Source organism: Bacillus sp. RC251, assembly GCF_044908765.1.
GTDB lineage: Bacteria > Bacillota > Bacilli > Bacillales > Bacillaceae_G > Bacillus_A > Bacillus_A wiedmannii.
The window spans coordinates 1-22,149 of sequence record NZ_JBIYDP010000002.1 but is presented as its reverse complement, the minus strand read 5'-3'; the positions used below and the strand labels follow the sequence as shown (position 1 = coordinate 22,149).

Annotated in this window: 23 protein-coding genes; 5 read left to right on the top strand and 18 right to left on the bottom strand. The window is 37.1% G+C overall.

Annotated features, from left to right (window positions below; translation table 11 throughout):
• Nucleotides 1-36 precede the first annotated feature (36 nt).
• Nucleotides 37-609 (bottom strand): helix-turn-helix domain-containing protein, encoded by a 573-nt coding sequence (locus ABH961_RS09980; RefSeq protein ID WP_048541290.1) that lies wholly within the window; start codon nucleotides 607-609, stop codon nucleotides 37-39.
• Between the two features lie 100 nt (nucleotides 610-709).
• On the opposite strand from ABH961_RS09980, the gene ABH961_RS09975 reads away from it, so the two are divergent.
• The gene (locus ABH961_RS09975; protein ID WP_098847996.1) at nucleotides 710-1,675 is read left to right on the top strand and encodes a DMT family transporter; all 966 of its coding nucleotides are present in this window, start codon (nucleotides 710-712) and stop codon (nucleotides 1,673-1,675) included.
• Nucleotides 1,676-1,818: 143 nt separating this feature from the next.
• On the top strand, nucleotides 1,819-2,484 hold the full coding sequence (locus ABH961_RS09970; protein ID WP_000913204.1) for an MIP/aquaporin family protein: 666 nt from the start codon (nucleotides 1,819-1,821) through the stop codon (nucleotides 2,482-2,484).
• Between the two features lie 59 nt (nucleotides 2,485-2,543).
• Here the strand turns inward: ABH961_RS09970 and ABH961_RS09965 are convergent, their stop codons facing one another.
• The 3 genes from ABH961_RS09965 to ABH961_RS09955 all read right to left on the bottom strand — a co-directional run bounded on the left by ABH961_RS09965 (nucleotide 2,544) and on the right by ABH961_RS09955 (nucleotide 5,201).
• Nucleotides 2,544-2,975, bottom strand: coding sequence for an Rrf2 family transcriptional regulator (locus tag ABH961_RS09965; RefSeq protein ID WP_000512998.1), 432 nt, complete (start codon nucleotides 2,973-2,975; stop codon nucleotides 2,544-2,546).
• Nucleotides 2,976-3,093: 118 nt separating this feature from the next.
• Nucleotides 3,094-4,314 (bottom strand): ABC transporter permease, encoded by a 1,221-nt coding sequence (locus ABH961_RS09960; RefSeq protein ID WP_098048059.1) that lies wholly within the window; start codon nucleotides 4,312-4,314, stop codon nucleotides 3,094-3,096.
• 2 nt (nucleotides 4,315-4,316) lie between these two features.
• A complete protein-coding gene (locus tag ABH961_RS09955) occupies nucleotides 4,317-5,201 on the bottom strand; it encodes an ABC transporter ATP-binding protein (RefSeq protein WP_048541284.1) in 885 nt (294 codons plus the stop codon).
• A 342-nt stretch (nucleotides 5,202-5,543) separates the two neighbouring features.
• On the opposite strand from ABH961_RS09955, the gene ABH961_RS09950 reads away from it, so the two are divergent.
• Nucleotides 5,544-6,371: a 5'-nucleotidase, lipoprotein e(P4) family gene (locus tag ABH961_RS09950; RefSeq protein WP_098079517.1), complete on the top strand. Its 828-nt coding sequence runs from the start codon at nucleotides 5,544-5,546 to the stop codon at nucleotides 6,369-6,371.
• Nucleotides 6,372-6,395: 24 nt separating this feature from the next.
• On the opposite strand, the gene motB is transcribed toward ABH961_RS09950, so the two are convergent.
• Complete coding sequence (gene motB / locus ABH961_RS09945; protein ID WP_001256743.1) at nucleotides 6,396-7,184, bottom strand: flagellar motor protein MotB; 789 nt, start codon at nucleotides 7,182-7,184, stop codon at nucleotides 6,396-6,398.
• On the bottom strand, nucleotides 7,174-7,968 hold the full coding sequence (gene motA, locus ABH961_RS09940; RefSeq protein ID WP_048541276.1) for a flagellar motor stator protein MotA: 795 nt from the start codon (nucleotides 7,966-7,968) through the stop codon (nucleotides 7,174-7,176). Before motA ends, motB begins: the two co-directional genes overlap by 11 nt.
• 265 nt (nucleotides 7,969-8,233) lie before the next feature.
• On the opposite strand from motA, the gene ABH961_RS09935 reads away from it, so the two are divergent.
• Nucleotides 8,234-9,013 (top strand): M15 family metallopeptidase, encoded by a 780-nt coding sequence (locus tag ABH961_RS09935; RefSeq protein WP_098642467.1) that lies wholly within the window; start codon nucleotides 8,234-8,236, stop codon nucleotides 9,011-9,013.
• A gap of 36 nt (nucleotides 9,014-9,049) precedes the next feature.
• Here the strand turns inward: ABH961_RS09935 and ABH961_RS09930 are convergent, their stop codons facing one another.
• From ABH961_RS09930 to sdhC, 4 genes are all read right to left on the bottom strand, one after another.
• Nucleotides 9,050-9,496, bottom strand: coding sequence for an acyl-CoA thioesterase (locus ABH961_RS09930; RefSeq protein ID WP_000822749.1), 447 nt, complete (start codon nucleotides 9,494-9,496; stop codon nucleotides 9,050-9,052).
• Between the two features lie 93 nt (nucleotides 9,497-9,589).
• Entirely contained in the window at nucleotides 9,590-10,351 is a 762-nt protein-coding gene (gene sdhB / locus ABH961_RS09925) for a succinate dehydrogenase iron-sulfur subunit (protein ID WP_001291827.1), read from the bottom strand.
• Nucleotides 10,344-12,137 carry a succinate dehydrogenase flavoprotein subunit gene (gene sdhA / locus ABH961_RS09920; RefSeq protein WP_048541272.1) on the bottom strand — a complete coding sequence of 598 codons (1,794 nt, stop codon included), beginning with the start codon at nucleotides 12,135-12,137 and terminating at the stop codon, nucleotides 10,344-10,346. The genes sdhB and sdhA overlap by 8 nt, the downstream gene beginning before the upstream one ends.
• Before the next feature lie 13 nt (nucleotides 12,138-12,150).
• Complete coding sequence (gene sdhC / locus ABH961_RS09915; RefSeq protein ID WP_000678354.1) at nucleotides 12,151-12,777, bottom strand: succinate dehydrogenase cytochrome B558; 627 nt, start codon at nucleotides 12,775-12,777, stop codon at nucleotides 12,151-12,153.
• Between the two features lie 299 nt (nucleotides 12,778-13,076).
• On the opposite strand from sdhC, the gene ABH961_RS09910 reads away from it, so the two are divergent.
• Nucleotides 13,077-13,526, top strand: coding sequence for a YslB family protein (locus tag ABH961_RS09910; RefSeq protein ID WP_000042225.1), 450 nt, complete (start codon nucleotides 13,077-13,079; stop codon nucleotides 13,524-13,526).
• A gap of 114 nt (nucleotides 13,527-13,640) precedes the next feature.
• Here the strand turns inward: ABH961_RS09910 and uvrC are convergent, their stop codons facing one another.
• From uvrC to ABH961_RS09870, 8 genes are all read right to left on the bottom strand, one after another.
• Nucleotides 13,641-15,425: an excinuclease ABC subunit C gene (uvrC, locus tag ABH961_RS09905; RefSeq protein ID WP_000544268.1), complete on the bottom strand. Its 1,785-nt coding sequence runs from the start codon at nucleotides 15,423-15,425 to the stop codon at nucleotides 13,641-13,643.
• Nucleotides 15,426-15,572: 147 nt separating this feature from the next.
• The gene (gene trxA / locus ABH961_RS09900; protein ID WP_001018943.1) at nucleotides 15,573-15,887 is read right to left on the bottom strand and encodes a thioredoxin; all 315 of its coding nucleotides are present in this window, start codon (nucleotides 15,885-15,887) and stop codon (nucleotides 15,573-15,575) included.
• Between the two features lie 210 nt (nucleotides 15,888-16,097).
• Nucleotides 16,098-17,075, bottom strand: a complete 978-nt coding sequence (gene etfA, locus ABH961_RS09895; RefSeq protein ID WP_000101968.1) for an electron transfer flavoprotein subunit alpha — start codon at nucleotides 17,073-17,075, stop codon at nucleotides 16,098-16,100.
• A 36-nt stretch (nucleotides 17,076-17,111) separates the two neighbouring features.
• Nucleotides 17,112-17,885, bottom strand: a complete 774-nt coding sequence (etfB, locus tag ABH961_RS09890; RefSeq protein ID WP_001029035.1) for an electron transfer flavoprotein subunit beta — start codon at nucleotides 17,883-17,885, stop codon at nucleotides 17,112-17,114.
• Nucleotides 17,886-17,963: 78 nt separating this feature from the next.
• Entirely contained in the window at nucleotides 17,964-18,740 is a 777-nt protein-coding gene (locus tag ABH961_RS09885; RefSeq protein ID WP_048541264.1) for an enoyl-CoA hydratase, read from the bottom strand.
• An 11-nt stretch (nucleotides 18,741-18,751) separates the two neighbouring features.
• Entirely contained in the window at nucleotides 18,752-19,339 is a 588-nt protein-coding gene (locus ABH961_RS09880) for a fatty acid metabolism transcriptional regulator FadR (RefSeq protein WP_000742213.1), read from the bottom strand.
• Nucleotides 19,340-19,445: 106 nt separating this feature from the next.
• Nucleotides 19,446-21,131 carry a long-chain-fatty-acid--CoA ligase gene (locus tag ABH961_RS09875; protein ID WP_046958779.1) on the bottom strand — a complete coding sequence of 562 codons (1,686 nt, stop codon included), beginning with the start codon at nucleotides 21,129-21,131 and terminating at the stop codon, nucleotides 19,446-19,448.
• A gap of 187 nt (nucleotides 21,132-21,318) precedes the next feature.
• A partial coding sequence (locus ABH961_RS09870; protein ID WP_404519339.1) for a BclA C-terminal domain-containing protein occupies nucleotides 21,319-22,149 on the bottom strand: 831 nt, incomplete at its 5' end.

Here is a 22,149-nt window from a genome sequence, read left to right as displayed (position 1 = left end):
TAAAAAATCGCCTATAGAATTCTATAGGTGATTTTTTTATGAAGAATATTTCATCGTTAAATGTAATACTGCTACTTCATCTTCTTCATTTCTATAACTATGTTTTTTATTCGCTTCAAATTGAATAGAGTCAAACTCATTTAATTCGTATACATCGCTTTCTACTTGAATCAATACTTTCCCTTTCATTACTGTTACAAGCTCAATAGCACCTTCATGATGAGCTTCTGGTTCATATATACTATTCGATCTTAAACAAGCACGATGCATTTCCATCCCCGTTTCTTTCGTATAGCGGAACATCGTTTCTAAATGCCATGCTTGTCCTACATCTACTGCAAATCCTTCTCCGCAGCGCGCCACAGCTACAGGTTCTCCAACAACCATCAATCTCGATAAAGGAATCGATAACCCTTTCGTTATTTTCCAAATGACAGCTAGCGTCGGATTCGTTTCGCCTCTTTCAATCTTTCCTAATGTTAATTTACTAACCCCAGTTTTTTGGGCTAATTCTTCTAAACTTAATTTTTGTTCATTTCGAATTTGTCTTAACAGCTGACCTACTTGCTGAATGACTTCTTTCGTTTGCATATCTTCATGTTCTTTCATCTATAAAACCACCTTAAAGTATAAAATAGTTTACTTTTATTATTTTTAAGTATATTATACTATACATAATCATCAAATTCCGAAAGGAGTGCTATACTTCATGCGCGCAATTTTATTAGGCCTTTTATCATCAGCCTTTTTTTCCGCAACCTTTATTATTAATCGAGCGATGAATGTATCTGGAACAAGCTGGGCCTGGACAGCTTCCTTCCGTTTTTTATTTGCTCTCCCTATTTTATTCCTTATCGTTTTATTTCGCAAAAACTTAAGGGGTTTATGGGAAGAATTAAAGAAACATCCATTAGCGTGGATCGGATGGGGTTCCGTTGCTGGTATTGGTTTCTATTCTTTATTAAGTTTCGCAGCTGTCTTTTCTCCAGCTTGGCTCGTTGCTGGAACTTGGCAAGTTACTATATTAGCAGGTTTACTTTTATCACCATTATTCTTCGTTAAATTAGAAACGAAATCAGGCACAAAACTTGTACGCGGAAAAATTCCACTTCGTAGTTTATATGTCGCATTATTTATTTTACTTGGTGTAATTTGTATGCAAGCGACTGCAGCAGGTCATATTACAATGACTCAGTTCATTTCAGGTTTTTTACCTGTCGTAGTAGCAGCCTTCTTATATCCATTCGGCAACCGAAAAATGATGGAACTTGTTGGCGGACGTCTTGATACGTTCCAACGTGTATTAGGAATGGCAATAGGAAGTCTACCTATAACAATTTTACTTGGTATATACGGATTTTCTACTACTGGTATTCCAACATCCAGCCAAATGTTGCAAGGATTTTTGTTAGCATTATGTTCTGGCGTGATTGCGACGATGACATTTTTCTTTGCTACTGACTTAGCCAAAGATAACCTCTCTCTACTTGGAGCTGTTGAAGCAACGCAAGCTGGAACGATGGTCTTTACCGTGCTTGGCGAAATTGTTTTCTTGAATGGTTCATTTCCGAGTGGTCTTTCCCTACTAGGAATGATTATTATTATGTTAGGAATGGTTGCAAATAGCGTTTTAAACCGTTCTGCTCCAGTCGTTAAGCAGAAAAAAACTGCATAAAAAAGAGTATAGTTCTCTAACAAAGAACTATACTCTTTTTTTATTGTCCCCCTATTTCGCCTTATCAGAATAGTATTTCATTAGCTGTTTATACTAAAACCTATGTTATAATACGTTTCATGCGCAATATTAGGAGGTAAATTATGTTAAAAAAAGCAATCGCTGAATTTATTGGTACATTTGTACTTGTATTATTCGGAACTGGAGTAGCTGTCATTGGCGGCGGAATTGAAGGAATTGGAACATTAGGAATCGCTATGGCTTTCGGTCTATCTATTGTGGCTATGGCATATAGCATCGGAACAATTTCTGGATGTCACATTAACCCAGCAGTATCAGTAGCTATGTTCATCAACAAAAGAATGAACGCTATGGAACTTTGTTATTATGTATTAGCTCAAATTTTAGGTGGTTTATTAGGAACTGCAACGTTAGTAACGATTTTACGCTCTGCTAAAACACCTTTAGATAATTTAGGACAAAATGGTTTTGGAACTCTTGGTTTATCTGGAGCATTTCTAGTTGAATTTATTTTAACTTTCGTATTCATTTTAGTTATCGTTGCTGTAACAGGTAAAAAAGGAAGTTCTTCTCTAGCAGGATTAGTAATTGGTTTCACATTAGTTTTAGTTCACTTATTAGGAATTCCGTTAACTGGAACTTCTGTTAACCCAGCTCGTAGTATCGCACCAGCTCTATTCGCTGGCGGAGAAGCACTTTCTCAACTATGGGTATTCATCGTAGCACCAATTCTTGGTGGTATCGTAGCAGCTATTGTTGGTAAATTCATTTTAAATACTGAAAAATAGAATTTTCAATATTTCTGAATAAAAAAAGGCGAGCCCTCATTATGAGGTTGCTCGCTTTTTTACTCTTTCATTTTAGACTTTAAGTTTGTAACTAATTGATCTACCGTTACATTTGCAAGTACGTTTTCCATCGCTTCTTGCGCTTGCATTAAAATAATTTCTAATACTGATTGAATATTAGCTCCTACTGGACATTCAATGTTGGGATTTTCATGGAAGGAAAATAGTTGTCCTTCTTCTACAACTTCCACTGCTTTATATACATCAAGTAATGTAATTTCTTCTAAATCACGAGCAAGTGTCGTACCACCTTTACCAGCTTGTACATCAACAAGTCCTGCTCTCTTCAACATTCCTGTAATGCGACGAATCACAACTGGATTTGTATTCACACTACCAGCAATCCATTCAGAGGTACAGCGAGAGTTTCGATCTATCGCAAGTAACGTTAACATATGAACACCTACTGTAAAACGACTACTAATCCCCATCTGCACACCCTCCTTTGTATTCATTCTATTAAAAGACGACTCTTATTATTATATACTATTTTTAATTTATACATAAAGAAAAAGCATGATTCCAATAGGAAATCATACTTTTCTCTCATTATTGACGCTTTATAAACTTCGCTAAATCTTTAAATTTCACTTTATCTGAGTAATTCATTACGCCATTTACGTAAATGCGACTTGTAAGCATATTGATGATAACGATAGTCACCAATAAAATTACTAATGTCACACCAATTTCTACAGCACCTGCTTCACCAGCTACAAGTCTTGAAAATGTAACCATAGGTGTAAAGAATGGAATATATGAACTAACTACAGCTAATGTACTATTAGGATCAAATAATGATTTAATACTAATGAAAAATGCTGCTATACCTAACATAGTAATTGGGAACGAAAGAGATTGCACATCCTCAATTTTTGATACAACAGCCCCAACCGCTGCATATAACATTGCATATAGTAAGTAGCCCGTAACAAAATATACAACGAACATACTAATTACTACCGCATCCAATTTAGAAAAGTCTAGTGTAAGTCCTATTAAAGATGCGTTTTCTAAATCTACCCAACCTAATAAATATGGTACAAGAAAACCGAAGGAAGCAATAACTAGTAATAGTAAAGCGCTAGAAACAATTGCTAAAATTTTGGCATGTAGCATTGTTAATGGTTTTACTTTCGGAAGCATTAACTCCATAACACGAGATGACTTTTCAGAGGCTATCGTCGTCCCAATTGCAGTTCCAAACACAATAATAAACATATATAAAGCAAAGGAGAAAACATAACCAATTCCAAAGGAAGATGCATGATCCTTTACTGCTTCTTGTTTTAACGGAATTTCCATCTGTAACTGTTTTGCTACTTCGGCAGATACATTATTTTTTTCAATCATTACCGCTGTATACTGTTCCTTTAAATAACTTGCCATAAGTGTAGCAGTTGATTGACTCGGAAAACCACTATACATATACGTCACTTCCGGAATACCATTCTTTTCTGTAATATGGAATAAACCGTCTAAATCCCCATCTTCCACTTGCTTACGTAGCTCATTAAATTTATCCTTATTTTCTACAGTTACTTTAGCAGACGGAAGTAACTTTGTTACATCACTTTCTTGCACTTTATAAGTATCGCTTTCCGTTATTACAGCAAATTTATCTTTTCCTTTATCGTTATCAGCAGTGAAATGATTAAATGCGAAAAGTCCAAACACAACTAAAAATAAAATCGCACTCGTAATTAATGATTTTTTAGATAAAAATGCTTCCCTGAAATAAAATGAAAATACGTGAGAAAATTTACGCATCGTTATTTCGCCCTCTCTACAAAGATTTCGTTTAACGTCGGCTCTAACATTTTAAATTGTCGTAAGGTAACACCTTGTTCTTGCAACTGTTGTAAAATCTTTAGAGCTTCTGCATCATCTTGTACTTGCACATAAAGAAGGCCTTGTTGTTTTTCATAGGATACATGAATAGCTTCTAATCCCTTCGCGTTCTCTTCTGTATCTTCAATCGTTAAATTACGGAAACCGTACTCTTTTTTAATATCACTTAACTGGCCTTTTACGACTGCTTCGCCTTTTTTCAAAATACATACATGTTGGCAAAAAGCCTCTACTTGTTCCATACGATGACTAGATAAAATAATGGTCTTTCCGCTCTGTACTTGTTCTTCAATAATGCTAGCTAACATTCCAGCATTAACTGGGTCCAGTCCACTAAATGGTTCATCTAAAATGAGAAGTTCAGGATTATGAAGAAGAGCAGCAATTAATTGGATTTTTTGCTGATTTCCTTTTGAAAGCTCTCCTGCCGTTTTAAATTTATATTCCGGTATTGCTAATCGCTCTAACCAGTGATCAATAGCAAGATCTACTTCTTTTTTCGACATTCCTTCTAATCTACCAAAATATCGCAACTGGTCTATTACTCTACTTTTTGTATATAAACCTCTTTCTTCTGGTAAATACCCAATCGTTACCCCACTAGTCCCAAATGTTTTTCCATCCCATGTAATAGAGCCTTCATTTGGCGTTAATAATCCGAGAAGCATTTTGATTGTCGTTGTTTTCCCTGCACCATTACGTCCAAGTAATCCTAGTACTTCACCTCTTGGTAACGAAATTTGCAAACCGTTCACTGCTTTTGATTCCCCAAATAGTTTCGTTAAGTTCTGAATTTGTAAACTCAAAGTATAAAGCCTCCCCTTTAATATCATTCATACTCTCTTTCAAAGACTATGTTTATTCAGGATAAAATATAGCACTACACTTCATCCTCTTAGTATGTAACATCTCCTTAATCCATCATTTGTTCTATTTAGTTAAAATTGTAAATAATATCATGTCATTTGTCAATTATAATTGTCATTTCGACAATAAAAGTTGTCAAAACGATTTCCATTATTTTTCTCATCTTTCTAATATAGGACATACTACTATATATACAAAAGATAATATGCAAATGTTCATAAAAAATTTTTATATTTTAATATATAATATAAGATGATTTTCTAACATCAAGGAGGATACATATGAAGATGAAGAGGGGTATTACCACTTTATTATCTGTAGCGGTTCTATCTACATCGCTTGTAGCATGTTCAGGAACACCAGAGAAAACAGTGGCAAAAGAAGAAAAAGTAAAATTAACAGAACAGCAATTAATGGCTGATTTATGGTATCAAACAGCCGGTGAAACGAAAGCACTTTACTACCAAGGGTACAATATCGGTCAATTGAAGCTTGATGCAGCTCTTGCAAAAGGGACAGAGAAAAAGCCTGCTATCGTACTTGATTTAGACGAAACTGTTTTAGACAACAGCCCTCATCAAGCAATGAGCGTAAAAACAGGAAAAGGCTATCCTTACAAATGGGATGATTGGATTAATAAGGCCGAAGCTGAAGCCCTTCCAGGCGCAATTGATTTCTTAAAATATACGGAGTCTAAAGGTGTAGATATTTATTACATCTCAAATCGTAAAACGAACCAACTAGATGCAACAATTAAAAATCTTGAGCGTGTAGGTGCTCCTCAAGCAACGAAAGAACATATATTACTACAAGATCCGAAAGAAAAAGGAAAAGAAAAACGCCGTGAACTCGTTTCGCAAACACATGATATCTTCTTATTCTTCGGTGATAACTTATCTGATTTCACTGGTTTTGATGGAAAGTCTGTAAAAGACCGCAATCAAGCAGTATCAGATTCGAAAGCACAATTTGGTGAGAAATTTATTGTTTTCCCGAATCCAATGTATGGCGATTGGGAAGGCGCTTTATATGATTATGATTTCAAAAAATCAGATGCAGAAAAAGATAAAATCCGTCGCGACAACTTAAAATCATTTGATGCAAAATAAAGAGGATGGCATTCGCCATCCTCTTTATTTTCCCTTCTCTGTTAAAGGCAAGATAAACACTTCCACACGCCTATTCTTTGCCTTTCCTTCTTGTGTATCGTTTGGAGCAATTGAACGGTATTCTCCGTAACCAATCGCACTAAATTTTTCTGGTTGTAATTCTTTATTTTGGAGTAATACTTGCATAAAATTAACTGCACGCTGCGTACTTAATTCCCAGTTCGATGCAAACTGCGCATTGGCAATAGGGACATTATCCGTATGACCAGATACTGTAATCTCACGAGGTGACGCTGAAACAAGTAAGCTAGACATCTCTTTTGCAATCCCTAGTGATTCTAACTTCACATCTGCTTTCCCCGAATCAAACAGCACATTCTCTAATATTGTCACCATTAATCCCTTTTCAGTTAATTTAGTTTGAAAAGAAGAGGATAATTGTTTCTCATTAATATATTGATCAATCTTTTTTTGTAATGCTTTCAATTCATCCATTTCTTTTTTTTCTTTTTCTCTAGCTTCTTCTTGTTTTTTTGCTTGTTCTGCCTCAAGGCTACTTGCTGATAATTCCTTTTCATCATTTGGCTTCTGATCACTTAAAAACTCTTTATTTCCTGTTCCACCTGCTAATTCGCTTCGAAATGCTACTGCCATCTGTTTGAACTTCGCAGCATCTATACTACTCATCGCAAATAAAACGATGAACAATGCAAATAACAACGTTAACATATCAGAATAAGGGATTAACCAAGTTTCATCGATATGTTCTTCGTGTTTTTTCTTTTTGCCTCTTCTATTTTTTTTACTCCGCATTTTTTTCTGCTCCTTTTTCTAGCTTTTTACGCTCAGTTGCAGAAAGTGCACCTAAAATGCGGTTCTTCATAATAAACGGATATGTACCCTCTTGTAACATTAATAAACAATCAATAATTAAACGTTTTTTCTCTAATTCAGCTGCAGATTTTTGCTTTAGTTTATTTGCAAATGGATGCCATAATACATAGCCTGAAAAAATACCAAAAATCGTTGCAATAAAAGCACCCGAAATAGCGTGACCTAACTTTTCAATATCAGTTAGATTGCCAAGTGCAGCTACAAGACCAATAACAGCACCTAAAACCCCTAATGTCGGTGCATATGTACCAGCTTGAGAAAAAATTGCCGCTCCTTTTGCATGCCTTTCTTCAATTGCTTCTAATTCAGCTTCTAAAATCTGTTCTAGATCTTCTGCGGATACGCCATCAATCACAAATTTCATACCACGCAAAAGAAATTCATCTTGAATTTTGTCTAATTGTTGCTCTAAAGACAAAATACCGTATTTTCTACTTTCTGATGTCCAATGAACAAATAATTCTAGCAACTGTTCATAACTTAAATCCTTTTTATTTGAACCAAAAAGAACTTTAAATAATTTTGGAACCCTTTTTAGTTGATTCATCGGAAATGCTATACATACTGCAGCAAATGTACCGATAAAAATAATTAATGCTGCGGCAGGATTCAATAAGGCTGTTATGTCAGCGCCCTTGACGACCATCCCTACTACTACCGCTACAAATCCTAAAATGAGCCCAATAATTGTTGCAAAATCCATTCCCATTCACTCCTAGTCTATACAAGAAGTTCTTCATTCTCGATAATCGCTACATCTTCTTATGTATATATATTACATAAAAAATGAATTTCATGAAAGATAAGAAATGAATTATATGAAAAAATACTACAATTTCACACATTTTCTGACATTTTCTTTGCATTTCTATTACGTTACGACTCTTATATTTCTTTTTCAGTAAACTAGACTTATAATAAAAAACGATACATATTTTATTAAGAAAGGACTGTGATTACAAGGTATCATGAAAAAGATAATCATTATTTCTGCCACTACTATTGTAATCGGTATCACTTCTTTCGCTTACTTTAGTTCTAAATCACCACTACAAAATGAGGCGAAAGCTGTCGAAAGTCAACAGCATAGTAATCACCAAAAAGAAGAGATTCCTGCTTTTCCAAAAGCTGATCATACTACAAAGAAGCTAGAAAATGATTTTTCCGTTGTAACAAATCCAGAGTCTAATCTTGTCTTAGTGAATAAACATCGAAAACTACCAGACGGATACATACCTGAAGACTTAACAAGACCAAACGTACCATTTACTAGTCCAAAAGATAAAGAAAAAACATTGCTGCGTAAAGATGCTGCAGATGCGCTTGAAAATATGTTTGAAGCGGCAAAGAAAGAAGGCCTTGAACTTACAGCTGTATCTGGTTATCGTTCATACAAACGCCAAAAATCATTACATGATACATACGTTAGACGTCAAGGAAAAGCTGAAGCTGATTCAGTAAGTGCCATTCCTGGTACGAGTGAACATCAAACTGGTTTAGCAATGGATATTAGTTCAAAATCTGCTAAATTCCAATTAGAGCCTATTTTTGGAGAGACAGCCGAAGGAAAATGGGTTGCAAAACATGCCCATGAATTTGGCTTTGTCATTCGTTATTTAGAAGATAAAACAGAAACAACAGAATATTCATATGAACCGTGGCATTTGCGCTACGTTGGTAATCCATACGCTACATACATATATAAACATCATTTAACATTAGAAGAAGCAATGAAAGACAAAAAATAAGAGAGCAAATTGCTCTCTTATTTTTCTTTCACTCTATCATTGTAGTAATTTTTTCTTCCATTCTTCAGGCCACGGTTCGCCTTTTCCCGTTTTTTTCGATGCTTGAACCATCATTCCACGGCCGACTAAACAAGCTTCTCCTTCTGCATTCTTCACCATGTAATGCAAATCTAAAGAAGAATTCCCAACCGATCCCGCTTTTACATACACCTTCAACTGTTCATCAAAATATATTTGCTTAATAAAATTACATTGTAAATCTGCAACAACGATCATCGTTTCTGAAGATTCATGCGTCCATTCTTGCATAAATCCAAGTTCTTTAAACAATGCGATACGTGCTTCTTCAAAATAGGTAAAGGCAACGACATTATTTACATGCCCAAACATATCTACTTCACCAAAACGAACTTTTACAGGATTGTAAAATGAAAAACCACTTTCCCATCGCTCAAAGTCTTCAATATAAGAAATCCTCTTCATTGTTTCCTCTCCTTTTCGCTCTAAAAATAAACAGAATAAACAGAAAAATAAAGTTATAAATATTGCCTCTTCAACATGAAGAGGCAATATTTATTAATAGTTATTGTCGCTACCAAAGAAATCTTTAAACGATTGAATTGTTGTATCACGGTTTAATGCCGCAATTGAAGTTGTTAATGGAATACCCTTCGGACATGATTGCACACAGTTTTGAGAGTTACCACAGTTTGCAAGTCCTCCATCTCCCATAATTGCACGTAAGCGATCTGCTTTATGCATTTCACCCGTCGGATGTGAGTTGAATAAACGAGCTTGTGATAACGGTGCTGGTCCAATAAAGTCAGATTTACTATTTACGTTTGGACATGATTCTAAGCAAACACCACATGTCATACATTTTGAAAGCTCATAAGCCCATTGACGTTTCTTCTCAGGCATTCTTGGTCCTGGTCCTAAGTCATACGTACCATCAATTGGAATCCAAGCTTTAACGCGTTTTAGAGCGTTAAACATGCGACTACGGTCAACTTGTAAGTCACGTACAACTGGGAATGTCTTCATCGGCTTTAAGCGAATTGGTTGTTCTAACTGATCAATAAGAGCTGTACATGATTGACGTGGTTTTCCGTTAATCACCATCGAACATGCGCCACATACTTCCTCTAAACAGTTCATATCCCATGCAATCGGAGTCGTTTGGTTTCCTTTTGAATCAACAGGATTACGACGAATTTCCATCAGTGCCGAAATAATGTTCATATTTGGACGATATGGAATTTCAAACTCTTGGTCAAACGCTTGAGCGTCTGGTCCATCTTGTCTCGTAATGATGAGGCGGATTGTTTTCTCAGACATGTTGCTTATCCCCCTTCTCTTCACCCTTAGCAGCTACATCATGTTTTGAGGAATAGTCACGTTTACGTGGTTTAATTAATGAAACATCCACTTCTTCGTAATGGAATGCTGGTGCATTTCCTTCTCCTTCAAATTTCGCCATCGTAGTTTTTAAGAAGTTTGCATCATCACGATTTGGGAATTCAGGTTTGTAATGCGCCCCGCGGCTCTCATTACGGTTATATGCGCCAATTGTAATAACACGTGCTAACTCAAACATATTTGCAAGTTGGCGTGTAAATGAAGCACCTTGGTTACTCCATCTCGCTGTATCGTTAATGTTAATGCGTTTGTAACGCGCCATTAACTCTTCAATTTTCGCATCAGTTTCTAGTAGCTTTTTATTTTCACGAACTACTGTAACGTTATCTGTCATCCATTCTCCAAGCTCTTTATGAAGAACATATGCATTTTCGTTACCATCAAGCATTAAAATATTGTTAAATTTCTCTGTTTCGATTAATTCATTTTGCTCATATACAGTAGATGAAACAGCATCAGACGATTTAGAAAGACCTTTCATATACTCAATCGCGTTCGGTCCTGCTACCATACCACCGTAAATTGCTGATAATAGTGAGTTCGCACCTAGACGGTTACCACCATGCATAGAATAATCACACTCACCTGCTGCAAATAAACCTGGAATACTTGTCATCTGCTTATAATCAACCCATAGTCCGCCCATTGAATAGTGAACTGCTGGGAAGATTTTCATTGGTAGTTTACGAGGATCATCACCTGTAAACTTCTCATAGATTTCAATAATTCCACCAAGTTTAATATCTAGTTCTTTCGGATCTTTATGAGAAAGATCTAAGTACACCATGTTTTCACCGTTAATACCTAGTTTTTGCTCTACGCAAACGTCAAAGATTTCACGCGTTGCAATATCACGAGGTACAAGGTTTCCGTAAGCCGGATATTTTTCTTCTAGGAAGTACCATGGTTTACCATCTTTATATGTCCAAACACGGCCACCTTCACCACGTGCCGATTCACTCATAAGACGTAATTTATCGTCTCCAGGAATTGCCGTTGGATGAATTTGAATGAACTCGCCGTTTGCATAATATGCGCCTTGTTGATATACAGCAGAAGCTGCTGTACCTGTATTAATAATAGAGTTAGTTGATTTTCCAAAGATGATACCAGGGCCCCCTGTTGCCATAATTACGGCATCAGCTTGGAAACTTTTAATCTCCATTGTTTGTAAGTCTTGTGCAACGATTCCTCGGCACACACCTTCGTCATCAACAACAGCTCGTAAGAAATCCCAACCTTCATATTTCGTTACAAGTCCTGCTACTTCGTGACGACGTACTTGCTCATCTAATGCGTATAGTAATTGCTGTCCAGTTGTTGCACCAGCAAATGCTGTACGGTGATGTTGTGTTCCACCAAAACGACGGAAATCAAGAAGTCCTTCTTCCGTACGGTTGAACATAACACCCATACGGTCCATTAAATGAATAATACCAGGTGCTGCTTCACACATTGCTTTAACTGGCGGTTGGTTCGCTAAGAAGTCCCCACCATAAATTGTATCGTCAAAGTGGATCCATGGAGAATCCCCTTCACCTTTCGTATTTACGGCACCGTTAATTCCACCTTGGGCACATACAGAATGTGAACGTTTTACTGGTACTAAAGAAAATAGTTCAACATTTACTCCTGCTTCCGCCGCTTTAATCGTTGCCATTAAGCCGGCCAAGCCACCGCCGACTACTATAAGTTTCCCTTTCATGCTCTCCCACTCCTTACTGGTTTGCTAGCTGTGGATCGATGAACGCTAATAATGCACTCACACCTACATAAGATAGACCTAAGAAAATAGCTAATGTTACATAAGTAGAGATTCTTTGTGAACGTGGAGATACTGTAATTCCCCAGCTTATGCAGAATGTCCATAGTCCATTTGCAAAGTGGAAAATTGTTGAAACAACACCAACTAAGTAGAATGCAAACATAGCTGGATTGTTTAAAATATCTGCCATCATATCATAGTTTACCTCTTTACCTAGCATTGCTTGAATACGAGTTTCCCAGACGTGCCAAGAAATGAAAATCAGTGTAACGATACCTGAAATTCTTTGGAAGACGAACATCCAGTTACGGAAATAACCGTAAGAAACCGCATTGTTCTTAGCTGTAAATGCAATATATAAGCCATATATAGCATGGTACAGTATCGGTAAAAAGATGATAAAAATCTCTAGCGCATACCGGAATGGAAGGAGCTCCATAAAGCCTGCAGCTTTGTTAAAAGCCTCTGCTCCTCTTGTTGCAAAGTTGTTTACAATTAGATGTTGCGTCAAAAAGACACCAACCGGGATGACCCCCATTAATGAGTGCCACTTACGAAACGTATACTCGCGGCCTTTCATGTCCCCATTACCCCCTTGAATGTTTGACTGCTGTTTTCAGATTAATTTACAACAATAATGTTTTTTCACTATTGGCATAAGAAAAACTGAAAAAATTATTCGAAATATTTCAGCATAATTTGATAACAAGTTCATTTTACCCCTATTTTTGTCGAAGCGTCAAGAAAACGTATACATAATTTGCATATAATTTGCCAATTCTTTTTCCCTTCTTATATATTCAGATTTCCCCAAAGAAAAATCTGTTTTTATAAATGAGAAATGTTATATAATAATCCCTATAGAAAGAGGGGAATATTGTGAGTAAAAATACAATCGATACAACATCTTTAGAAGATGTTTCATTGAACGCCTTCGCTTATGAATTGCTACGTGAAGAATTACTACCTGATTTAATCGGTAACGATTTAGATGGTATTTTATACTGGTCTGGTAGAAACCTTGCAAGAAAATATCCACTAGAAACAATTGAAGAAGTCATTCAGTTCTTTGAAAAAGCTGGCTGGGGCACTTTAAGCATTATTGAACATAAGCGTCGTGAAATGCAGTTCCAACTTAAAGGCACACTCATCGCTGAACGTCAAAAACAAAACAGACATTCTTCTTATCAATTAGAAGCTGGATTCATCGCTGAACAAATTCAAAAGCAACGAAACGTCGTTGCAGAGTCCTATGAAGAAAAGAAAAAACGTTCAGACTCTATTACATTTCTTGTGAAATGGGATATAAAAGATCTCATTGAAGTGTAGCATTACCTACAGTCAACTAGACATATAAGTTTAGTTGACTTTTTTGTATTTTCATTCAGTTAGGTTTATTTTAAATCTTCAGAAATTATACCAGAAAATAGAAGACGTTGTAAACTACAACGTCTTCTTATCTGTTAAATAAGTATAAATCGTCTCTGCGACATTTTTCGGCATACCCGCTTCGACAAATTCAGCTAAAGAAGCTTCTTTCATCTTCTTTAATGAACCAAAATGTTTCAACAATATCTTTTTTCGTTTATCTCCAATTCCAGGAATATCATCCAGTGCTGATTGAATGACAGATTTCCCGTGTAATTGACGATGGAATGTAATCGCAAATCGATGCACTTCATCTTGAATGCGCTGCAATAAATAAAATTCTTGGCTATTTCGCTCAAGCATCACAGGTTCAGGTGGATCTCCAATAATTAAATGGGAAGTTTTATGTTTGTCATCTTTTACAAGCCCTGCCATCGGAATATATAAACCGAGTTCGTTTTCTAGAACATCACTTACAGCTGCCAGATGCCCTTTTCCACCATCAATAATGATTAAATCTGGTAAAGGCAAACTCTCTTTCAGCGCCCTTGTATAACGGCGTCTCACAACTTCTCTCATAGACTCATAATCATCTGGCCCTTGAACCGTTTTAATTTTATATTTCCTATATTCTTTCTTAGCTGGTTTCCCATCGATAAAAGCAATCATTGCAGAAACAGGATTTGTCCCTTGAATATTTGAGTTATCAAACGCCTCAATACGATAAGGTGTTTCAATCCCGAGCTGCTTCCCTAAATGATCTACCGCCTTAATCGTTCGCTCTTCATCACGTTCAATTAAGTAGAATTTCTCTTCAAGAGCAATCTTCGCATTTTTATTTGCTAATTCTACAAGATCTTTTTTCTTACCACGTTTCGGCTGTGTCGCTTCAACTTCTAAAAAGCGCTCTACTAACTCTGAGTCTATACTTCCTGGAACGACAATTTCCTTCGGCTTAAAATGACTGCTGTTCTCATAAAATTGACCAATAAACGTTAAAAATCCCTCTTCTGGTTCATCGTAGATTGGAAACATAGAAACATCACGTTCAATTAACTTTCCTTTTCGAACGAAGAAAACTTGAACACACATCCATCCTTTATCAACTGCATACCCAAACACATCACGATCCACTAAGTCACTCATAATCATCTTTTGTTTTTCCATAATCGCATCGATATGAGCAATTTGATCCCGCAACTCTTTTGCACGTTCAAATTCTAGTTTCTCTGAAGCTTCATACATCTTTGTTTCTAATTCTGAACGAACTTCTTTATGCCCACCATTTAGAAACTTAATAATTTCATCTACAATTTCTTTGTTTTGTTCTTCCGTCACTTCTTTCACACAAGGCGCTAAACATTGACCCATATGATAATATAAACAAACTTTATCTGGCATATTTGAGCACTTACGAAGCGGATACATACGATCTAGCAGCTTTTTCGTTTCATGAGCTGATTGTGCATTCGGATAAGGACCAAAATACTTTCCCTTATCCTTTTTTACATTTCGCGTAATAAGTAATCGCGGCTGTTTCTCAGCTGTAATTTTAATAAAAGGATATGTTTTATCATCTTTTAATTGAATATTATATTTTGGATCATGTTTTTTTATTAAGTTTAACTCTAAAATGAGAGCCTCTAGATTTGAGGAAGTTACAATATATTCAAAATCTACAATTTCTCCTACAAGCCGCAGTGTTTTTCCATCATGCGAACCAGTAAAGTACGAGCGCACACGATTTTTAAGCACTTTTGCCTTTCCGACATATATAACCGTTCCTTGCTTATCTTTCATTAAATAACAACCAGGTTGATCTGGTAAAATAGCCAATTTTTCTTTTAAATGTTCGTGCACTCGTTACCCTCCATTTCTACATGCTTAGCATCTTTATTTTCACATGAAAACATACTATGCCAAAACACCCAACATACGTTCTTTTATTGTAACGGAAAGGTGTAAAAAAGGAAAATAAAAAAGGCTACCAAATGGTAGCCCTTTATTTTAGAAGTGTTTAGAAACTAATTCTACTAACGCTTCTTTCGGTTTGTAACCTAACGCTTGATCAACTACTTTACCGTCTTTTAATACGAAAAGAGCTGGAATGCTCATTACTTCGAATTGACGAGCAGTTTCTTGGTTTTCATCCACGTCTACTTTTACTACTTTTACTTTTTCGCCTAATTCTGCATCAATTTCCTCTAATACAGGAGCGATCATTTTACAAGGTCCACACCAAGGTGCCCAGAAATCTAATAATACAACACCTTCGCTAGTTTCAGCTGCGAAGCTTTGGTCATTTGCATTTACAATTGCCATTTTATTTCCTCCTTCAAGTATATTCTACCAAGAGTATATCATTAACTTATATACGTGGCGAATAATATGTATCGTTATGTATTGTAACAAAAAAGTGTTCCTTTATACTATATAAAAATACGGATTAAATACTAAAAAGATGAGAGACAGGGGATCTCTCACCTTTTCTATATATAGGGGTACTTCACTTGGAACTCAAGGGTACTCAAATCATGAATGTACTTTTAACTTTTTAAACTCTTCTGTTAAAAGAGGTAAGACTTCAAATAGATCGCCAACAATACCATAGTCAGCTACTTTGAAGATACTTGCTTCTGGGTCTTTATTAATTGCAACGATTATTTTTGAGTTAGACATACCAGCTAAATGCTGAATCGCACCAGAAATACCGCATGCAATGTATAAGTCTGGCGTAACAACTTTACCAGTTTGACCAATTTGTAATGAGTAATCGCAATACTCAGCGTCACAAGCACCACGAGATGCTCCAACAGCGCCGCCCAATACGTCAGCTAACTCTTTTAATGGCTTGAACCCTTCTTCACTCTTCACACCGCGTCCACCAGCGATAATAACTTTTGCTTCAGAAAGGTCAACACCTTCTGCCGTCTTACGGACGACATCTTGAATAATTGTACGTAGGTCTTTCACATCTACTGTAATAGAAGATACGTCACCACTGCGAGACTCATCTTTTTCAAGCGTTGCAATGTTATTTGGACGTACTGTCGCAAATAAGATACCGTCCGTTACAATCTTCTTCTCAAATGCTTTACCAGAGTAAATTGGACGAGTAAAGATAACATTTCCACCTTCAACTTCTAAAGCAGTTACGTCAGAAACTAGACCAGCTTCGAGCTTCGCTGCTAATTTTGGTGATAAATCTTTACCAAGTGCTGTATGTCCAAATACAATACCTTCTGGCTTTTCTTCAGCATATACAGCTGAAAATGCTTGTGCATAACCATCAGATGTATATGATTTTAATTTATCATTTTCAACTGTCACAACGCGATCTGCACCGTAATGAATCAATTCATTTGCAAAAGAGGCAACGCTGTCTCCAACTAGAAGACCTACTACTTCACCGCCTTCTGCAATTGTTTTTGCTGCTGCTACCGCTTCAAACGAAACGTTACGTAGCGATCCATCACGAACCTCACCCATTACTAATACTTTACGAGCCATAGATTTTCCCTCCTGCATATATAATTTCGTATTTTATTAGATTACTTTCGCTTCTGTATGGAGCAACGATACAAGTTCTTTTACTTGATCTTGCAGCTCGCCTTGTAACACTTTTCCTGCATCTTTCTTAGGAGGCAAATAGATTTCAATTGTTTTTGTCTTTGCTTCCACATCATCTTCTTCTAAATCTAAATCATCTAATTCTACTTCTTCTAGTGGCTTTTTCTTCGCTTTCATAATACCTGGAAGCGATGGATAACGAGGTTCATTTAAACCTTGTTGTGCTGTTACTAAAACTGGTAATGAAGTTTCAATCACTTCCGTATCACCTTCAACATCACGCTCAATCTTCACGTTTGTACCGTCAATTTCAAGTTTTGTAATTGTCGTTACGTACGGAATATTTAACGCTTCTGCTACGCGTGGACCAACTTGTCCAGATGCACCATCAATTGCAACGTTCCCGCCTAAAATTAAATCTACATCTTTATCTTTTAAATATTCAGCAAGTACTTTTGCTGTCGTGAACTGGTCACCATTTTCCACATCATCTTCAATATTAATTAATACAGCTTTATCGCAGCCCATCGCTAATGCCGTACGAAGTTCTTTCTCACTATCTTCGCCACCGACTGTTACAACAGTAACTTCGCCACCTTGTGCGTCTCTTACTTGAATTGCTTCTTCAATCGCATATTCGTCGTAAGGGTTGATGATGAATTCCGCTTCGCCATCGTAAATTGCACCGTTTTTAATTACGATTTTTTCTTCTGTATCAAATGTTCGTTTCATGAGTACGTAGATGTTCATTCCATTTACCCCCTTGTTTTTCAGAAAGATTCTATCAATTTTAATTTTCTGTTAATTTATATTAAAAAAATAATTGAACTACCTGCCATTAAATGAAGGCTTACGTTTTTCTAAAAACGCTGCTACACCTTCTCTTCCATCTTCACCCGTAAATACTTCACCAAAGATTTGAGCTTCGCGTTGTACACCTTCATAATAATGAGACGATTTCGTCGTTTGCAATAACTCTAGTACAGCACGAGTCGTCGCTGGGCTTTTTCCAGCAATCTGTTTTGCAACTTTAAGCGTATCATCTAAAAATGTTTCTTCAGCAAAAACTCCGTTAACAAGTCCCCATTTTAATGCTTCTGCACCAGTAATCGGTGTACTTGTTAACATCATTTCACAGGCTTTCGCTTTCCCAACATAACGTGGTAATCGCTGTGTACCTGCAAATCCAGGAATTAATCCAAGTGTTAATTCAGGTAAACCAAGTTTTGCACTTTCAGTTGCAAAGCGCATGTGGCAAGACATAGCAAACTCAAGGCCGCCGCCAAGTGCCGCTCCATGAATTGCCGCGATAACTGGTTTTGAACATTTTTCAACACGCTCAAACGTAACTTGTCCAAGCTGCGCTAATTCTGTCGCTTGCTTCGCTTCAGTAACAGATGTAAATTCTTTAATATCTGCTCCCGCCGAGAAGAAGCGCCCTTCACCGTGAATAACAACAACACGAATGTTATCATCCTTCTCCACTTGATCAATTAATTCAGTAACGTCATGCATAACTTGTGAAGACATCGCGTTTGCCGGCGCATGATTTAACGTCGCCACCGCGATATGATCTTCAACTCTTACAGATAGGAATTTCAACATGATCCCTCCCATTATTGACGATAACCACAAGCTGCAATAAGTAGCCCATGTACCGTTTTTGAAAGTGCGACCAGATCATACTTATGATCGCTCATTACCCAATTGGTCACAACTTCATCTACTGTTCCAAAGATCATTTGTCTTGCCACACGAACATTTAAATCCGCTTGGAATTCACCTTGCTTTATACCTGTCTCCAAAATCTCATCCATAACTTGTAAGTAGCCTTTTAATACTTCATTTATTTTCAGGCGTAAGTCTTGATTGGACTGTCTTAGCTCTAATTGCGTAACGATAGCAAGAGGATCATTTTGTGATAACAGCAAGAAGTGCGTTTCTACCAACATGAATAACTTCGATACAGCGCTTTCAATTCCTGCTGTTTTTTGACGAATTGTTTCGACAAAATCTCCCATCTTCTCTTGGAATAAGGATATTAATATATCTTCTTTATTTTTAAAATATAAATAAATCGTGCCATCAGCTACCCCAGCTTGCTTTGCTATTTTAGAAACTTGCGCTTGGTGGTACCCATTCTCCGCAATCACAATGACTGCCGCATCAATAATTTGATTGTATTTCGGTCTATTTTTCTTCACTTTACTGTCCCCTTCAAGAAGATGACTGAATGAATAGTCATTCATATTCTTATAATACTGACTATTTAGAAAAGTGTCAATCCTATTTTTTCAAAAAGAAAGGGCCTTAGCCCGTTTGCTCATCCTCATTTTTTCTTTTCTCTTCATCTATTAGGACACGGCGTAAAATTTTTCCGACAGTCGTTTTCGGCAGTTCATCTCTAAACTCATATACCTTCGGCACTTTATAAGCCGCTAAATATTTACGCGCAAACTGGTTTAATTCTTCCTCAGAACACTCCGCACCTTCTTTTAACACAACAAATGCTTTAACTGTCTCTCCCCGGTACGGATCGGGAACTCCAATCGTCACTACTTCTTGCACTTTTTCATGCTCATATAATACTTCTTCTACTTCGCGAGGATACACATTAAATCCACTCGCAACAATCATATCTTTCTTACGATCTTTCACATAGAAAAATCCATCTTCATCCATGTAACCAACATCCCCTGTATGAAGCCATCCGTCTTGTAATACAGCTGCTGTTTCTTCTGGCTTATTCCAATACCCTTTCATAATTTGAGGACCCTTTACAACAATTTCACCAATTTCACCCGGAGGTAAAGCCTCTCCAGTTTCAAGCGACATAATGTTTGCCTCTGTATCTGGCCACGGCACACCAATACTTCCTGGCACGCGTTTTTCCCACAAAAAATTCCCATGTGTAACTGGCGACGACTCCGTTAATCCATAACCTTCTACCAATTTCCCACCTGTAACTCTCTCAAACTCTTCCTGTACTTCTACAGGAAGCGGGGCAGATCCACTAATACAAGCTTGAATGGAAGAAATATCATATTCTTTTAAGAGGGGACTATTTAATAGAGCAATATAAATGGTCGGTGCCCCTGGAAATAGTGTGACTTTATGTTTTTTTATCGCTTCAAAAACCATTTTCATATCAAACTTCGGAATCAGCACCATTTTATATCCTTGCATAATACTTAAATTCATTACAGCTGTCATCCCATACACATGAAAGAACGGAAGGACACCAAGAATTACTTCTTCCCCTTCTTTACAATTATATAGCCAATGAGCTCCCATTAAAGTGTTCGAAACAAGGTTTTTATGCGTCAACATAACGCCTTTCGGAAATCCAGTTGTTCCTCCAGTGTACTGTAAAAGAGCTAGATCATTTTCAGGATCACAAGGCACTTCAACATTAACATTACTTTCTCGTTCTACTGATTTCCATAGATGAATCGTTTCGCTTTCCGACACATCCACAACAAGATTTGCCTGCTTTTTTTGTACAAATGGATAAAGTAAATTTTTAGGGAAGGGTAAAAAGTCCGCAATCCGAGTTACGATAATATGTTCAATTTTTGTAGCAGATTGAACATTCGTTACTCTTGGAAACACTAAATCGAGACAAAGAATTACTTTTGCTCCCGAATCATGAAGCTGGTATTCTAATTCTCTTTCTGTATATAGCGGATTTGTTTGTACTACGATACCTCCCGCAAGTAATGTACCATAATAACCAATTACAGATTGCGGACAGTTTGGCAACATAATAGCAACTCGATCACCCTTTTCCACACCGAGTTTTTGAAGATAATTTGCAAACCTCTTCACCTTATCGTGGAAGTCTGAAAATGTAATATCCTTCCCTAAAAAGTGAAGCGCTTTCTTTTCCGGATAACGTGAAGCCACCTGTTCCACATATCCATGAAGCGGCTGAATATCATAAGAAATCGCACTTGGAATTTCTTCTGGATAACTTTTCAACCATGGTTTTTCCACCTTCATTCCCCCTTCAAATACATAAAAATAAATGAATGTTCATTCATGAAGTTGTTTTCATTATATTATAGTCACCATAACGTTACAATCATAATATTCTGACTTTTGTATAACTATGCTTTACTTCATTAACTTCTTATTATATGTATAAACTCTCCTAATCTTAAAAAAGTAAGAGAGTTATTATTTAGCTTAATCTTATTATCGTTAACACAGCTCCTGGTGTAGTTGTTGATAACGTTGCAACAGCTAACAAACCAAATAGTTGCAAACTAATGGCACTTCCAGCCGCAAGAGTCGTAATAATTGTTGCACTAAATGATGTAGTTGCTAACGCAGGAGAATTGATCGTTCCAGCAAGAGGTGCACCATTAATTGTAATCCGCGAACTGACTAATAATGAAGCCGTTATATTAATCGTATATGAAATATAATAATTCCCCGCATTTGCAGCCGTAAATACTGTATTCCCCCCAGAAACAGTAATACCTGGACCAATATTTTGATTATTCGGAAGCGGGACATTCGTTCCACCAAGAAGTACCGATATCGCTGTTCCCGATGTATTATTTGCAAAAGCGTATGTTGCAGTTATACTTGTGCCAGTTGCCCCTGTGTCTCCTGTTGCTCCTGTTGGACCCGTTATTCCCGTCGCTCCTGTTGGACCTGTTGCCCCTGTTATTCCTGTTGCTCCCGTCGGACCCGTTGAACCTGTTATTCCCGTTGCTCCCGTCGGACCCGTTGAACCTGTTATTCCCGTCGCTCCTGTTGGACCTGTTGAACCTGTTATTCCTGTCGCTCCCGTTGGACCTGTTACCCCTGTTATTCCCGTCGCTCCTGTTGGACCTGTTGCTCCCGTTGGACCCGTTATTCCCGTCGCTCCTGTTGGACCTGTTGAACCTGTTATTCCTGTTGCTCCCGTTGGACCCGTTGAACCTGTTATTCCCGTTGCTCCCGTCGGACCCGTTGAACCTGTTATTCCCGTCGCTCCCGTTGGACCTGTTGCCCCTGTTATTCC

Excerpts from the sequence above, each read along its gene's own strand:
- motB (WP_001256743.1), bottom strand. The coding sequence starts at position 7,184 with ATGCGGAGTAAAAAAAATAGAAGAGGCAAAAAGAAAAAACACGAAGAA.
- trxA (WP_001018943.1), bottom strand. The coding sequence starts at position 15,887 with ATGGCAATTGTAAATGCAAATGACCAAAGCTTCGCAGCTGAAACTAGC.
- ABH961_RS09965 (WP_000512998.1), bottom strand. The coding sequence starts at position 2,975 with ATGGGGATTAGTAGTCGTTTTACAGTAGGTGTTCATATGTTAACGTTA.
- ABH961_RS09935 (WP_098642467.1), top strand. The coding sequence starts at position 8,234 with ATGAAAAAGATAATCATTATTTCTGCCACTACTATTGTAATCGGTATC.
- ABH961_RS09970 (WP_000913204.1), top strand. The coding sequence starts at position 1,819 with ATGTTAAAAAAAGCAATCGCTGAATTTATTGGTACATTTGTACTTGTA.
- ABH961_RS09885 (WP_048541264.1), bottom strand. The coding sequence starts at position 18,740 with ATGTTGAAATTCCTATCTGTAAGAGTTGAAGATCATATCGCGGTGGCG.
- sdhB (WP_001291827.1), bottom strand. The coding sequence starts at position 10,351 with ATGTCTGAGAAAACAATCCGCCTCATCATTACGAGACAAGATGGACCA.
- sdhA (WP_048541272.1), bottom strand. The coding sequence starts at position 12,137 with ATGAAAGGGAAACTTATAGTAGTCGGCGGTGGCTTGGCCGGCTTAATG.
- ABH961_RS09950 (WP_098079517.1), top strand. The coding sequence starts at position 5,544 with ATGAAGATGAAGAGGGGTATTACCACTTTATTATCTGTAGCGGTTCTA.
- ABH961_RS09975 (WP_098847996.1), top strand. The coding sequence starts at position 710 with ATGCGCGCAATTTTATTAGGCCTTTTATCATCAGCCTTTTTTTCCGCA.
- etfB (WP_001029035.1), bottom strand. The coding sequence starts at position 17,885 with ATGAACATCTACGTACTCATGAAACGAACATTTGATACAGAAGAAAAA.
- motA (WP_048541276.1), bottom strand. The coding sequence starts at position 7,968 with ATGGATTTTGCAACAATTATTGGGCTCATTTTAGGATTTGTAGCGGTA.
- etfA (WP_000101968.1), bottom strand. The coding sequence starts at position 17,075 with ATGGCTCGTAAAGTATTAGTAATGGGTGAGGTTCGTGATGGATCGCTA.
- sdhC (WP_000678354.1), bottom strand. The coding sequence starts at position 12,777 with ATGAAAGGCCGCGAGTATACGTTTCGTAAGTGGCACTCATTAATGGGG.
- ABH961_RS09980 (WP_048541290.1), bottom strand. The coding sequence starts at position 609 with ATGAAAGAACATGAAGATATGCAAACGAAAGAAGTCATTCAGCAAGTA.
- ABH961_RS09960 (WP_098048059.1), bottom strand. The coding sequence starts at position 4,314 with ATGCGTAAATTTTCTCACGTATTTTCATTTTATTTCAGGGAAGCATTT.
- ABH961_RS09930 (WP_000822749.1), bottom strand. The coding sequence starts at position 9,496 with ATGAAGAGGATTTCTTATATTGAAGACTTTGAGCGATGGGAAAGTGGT.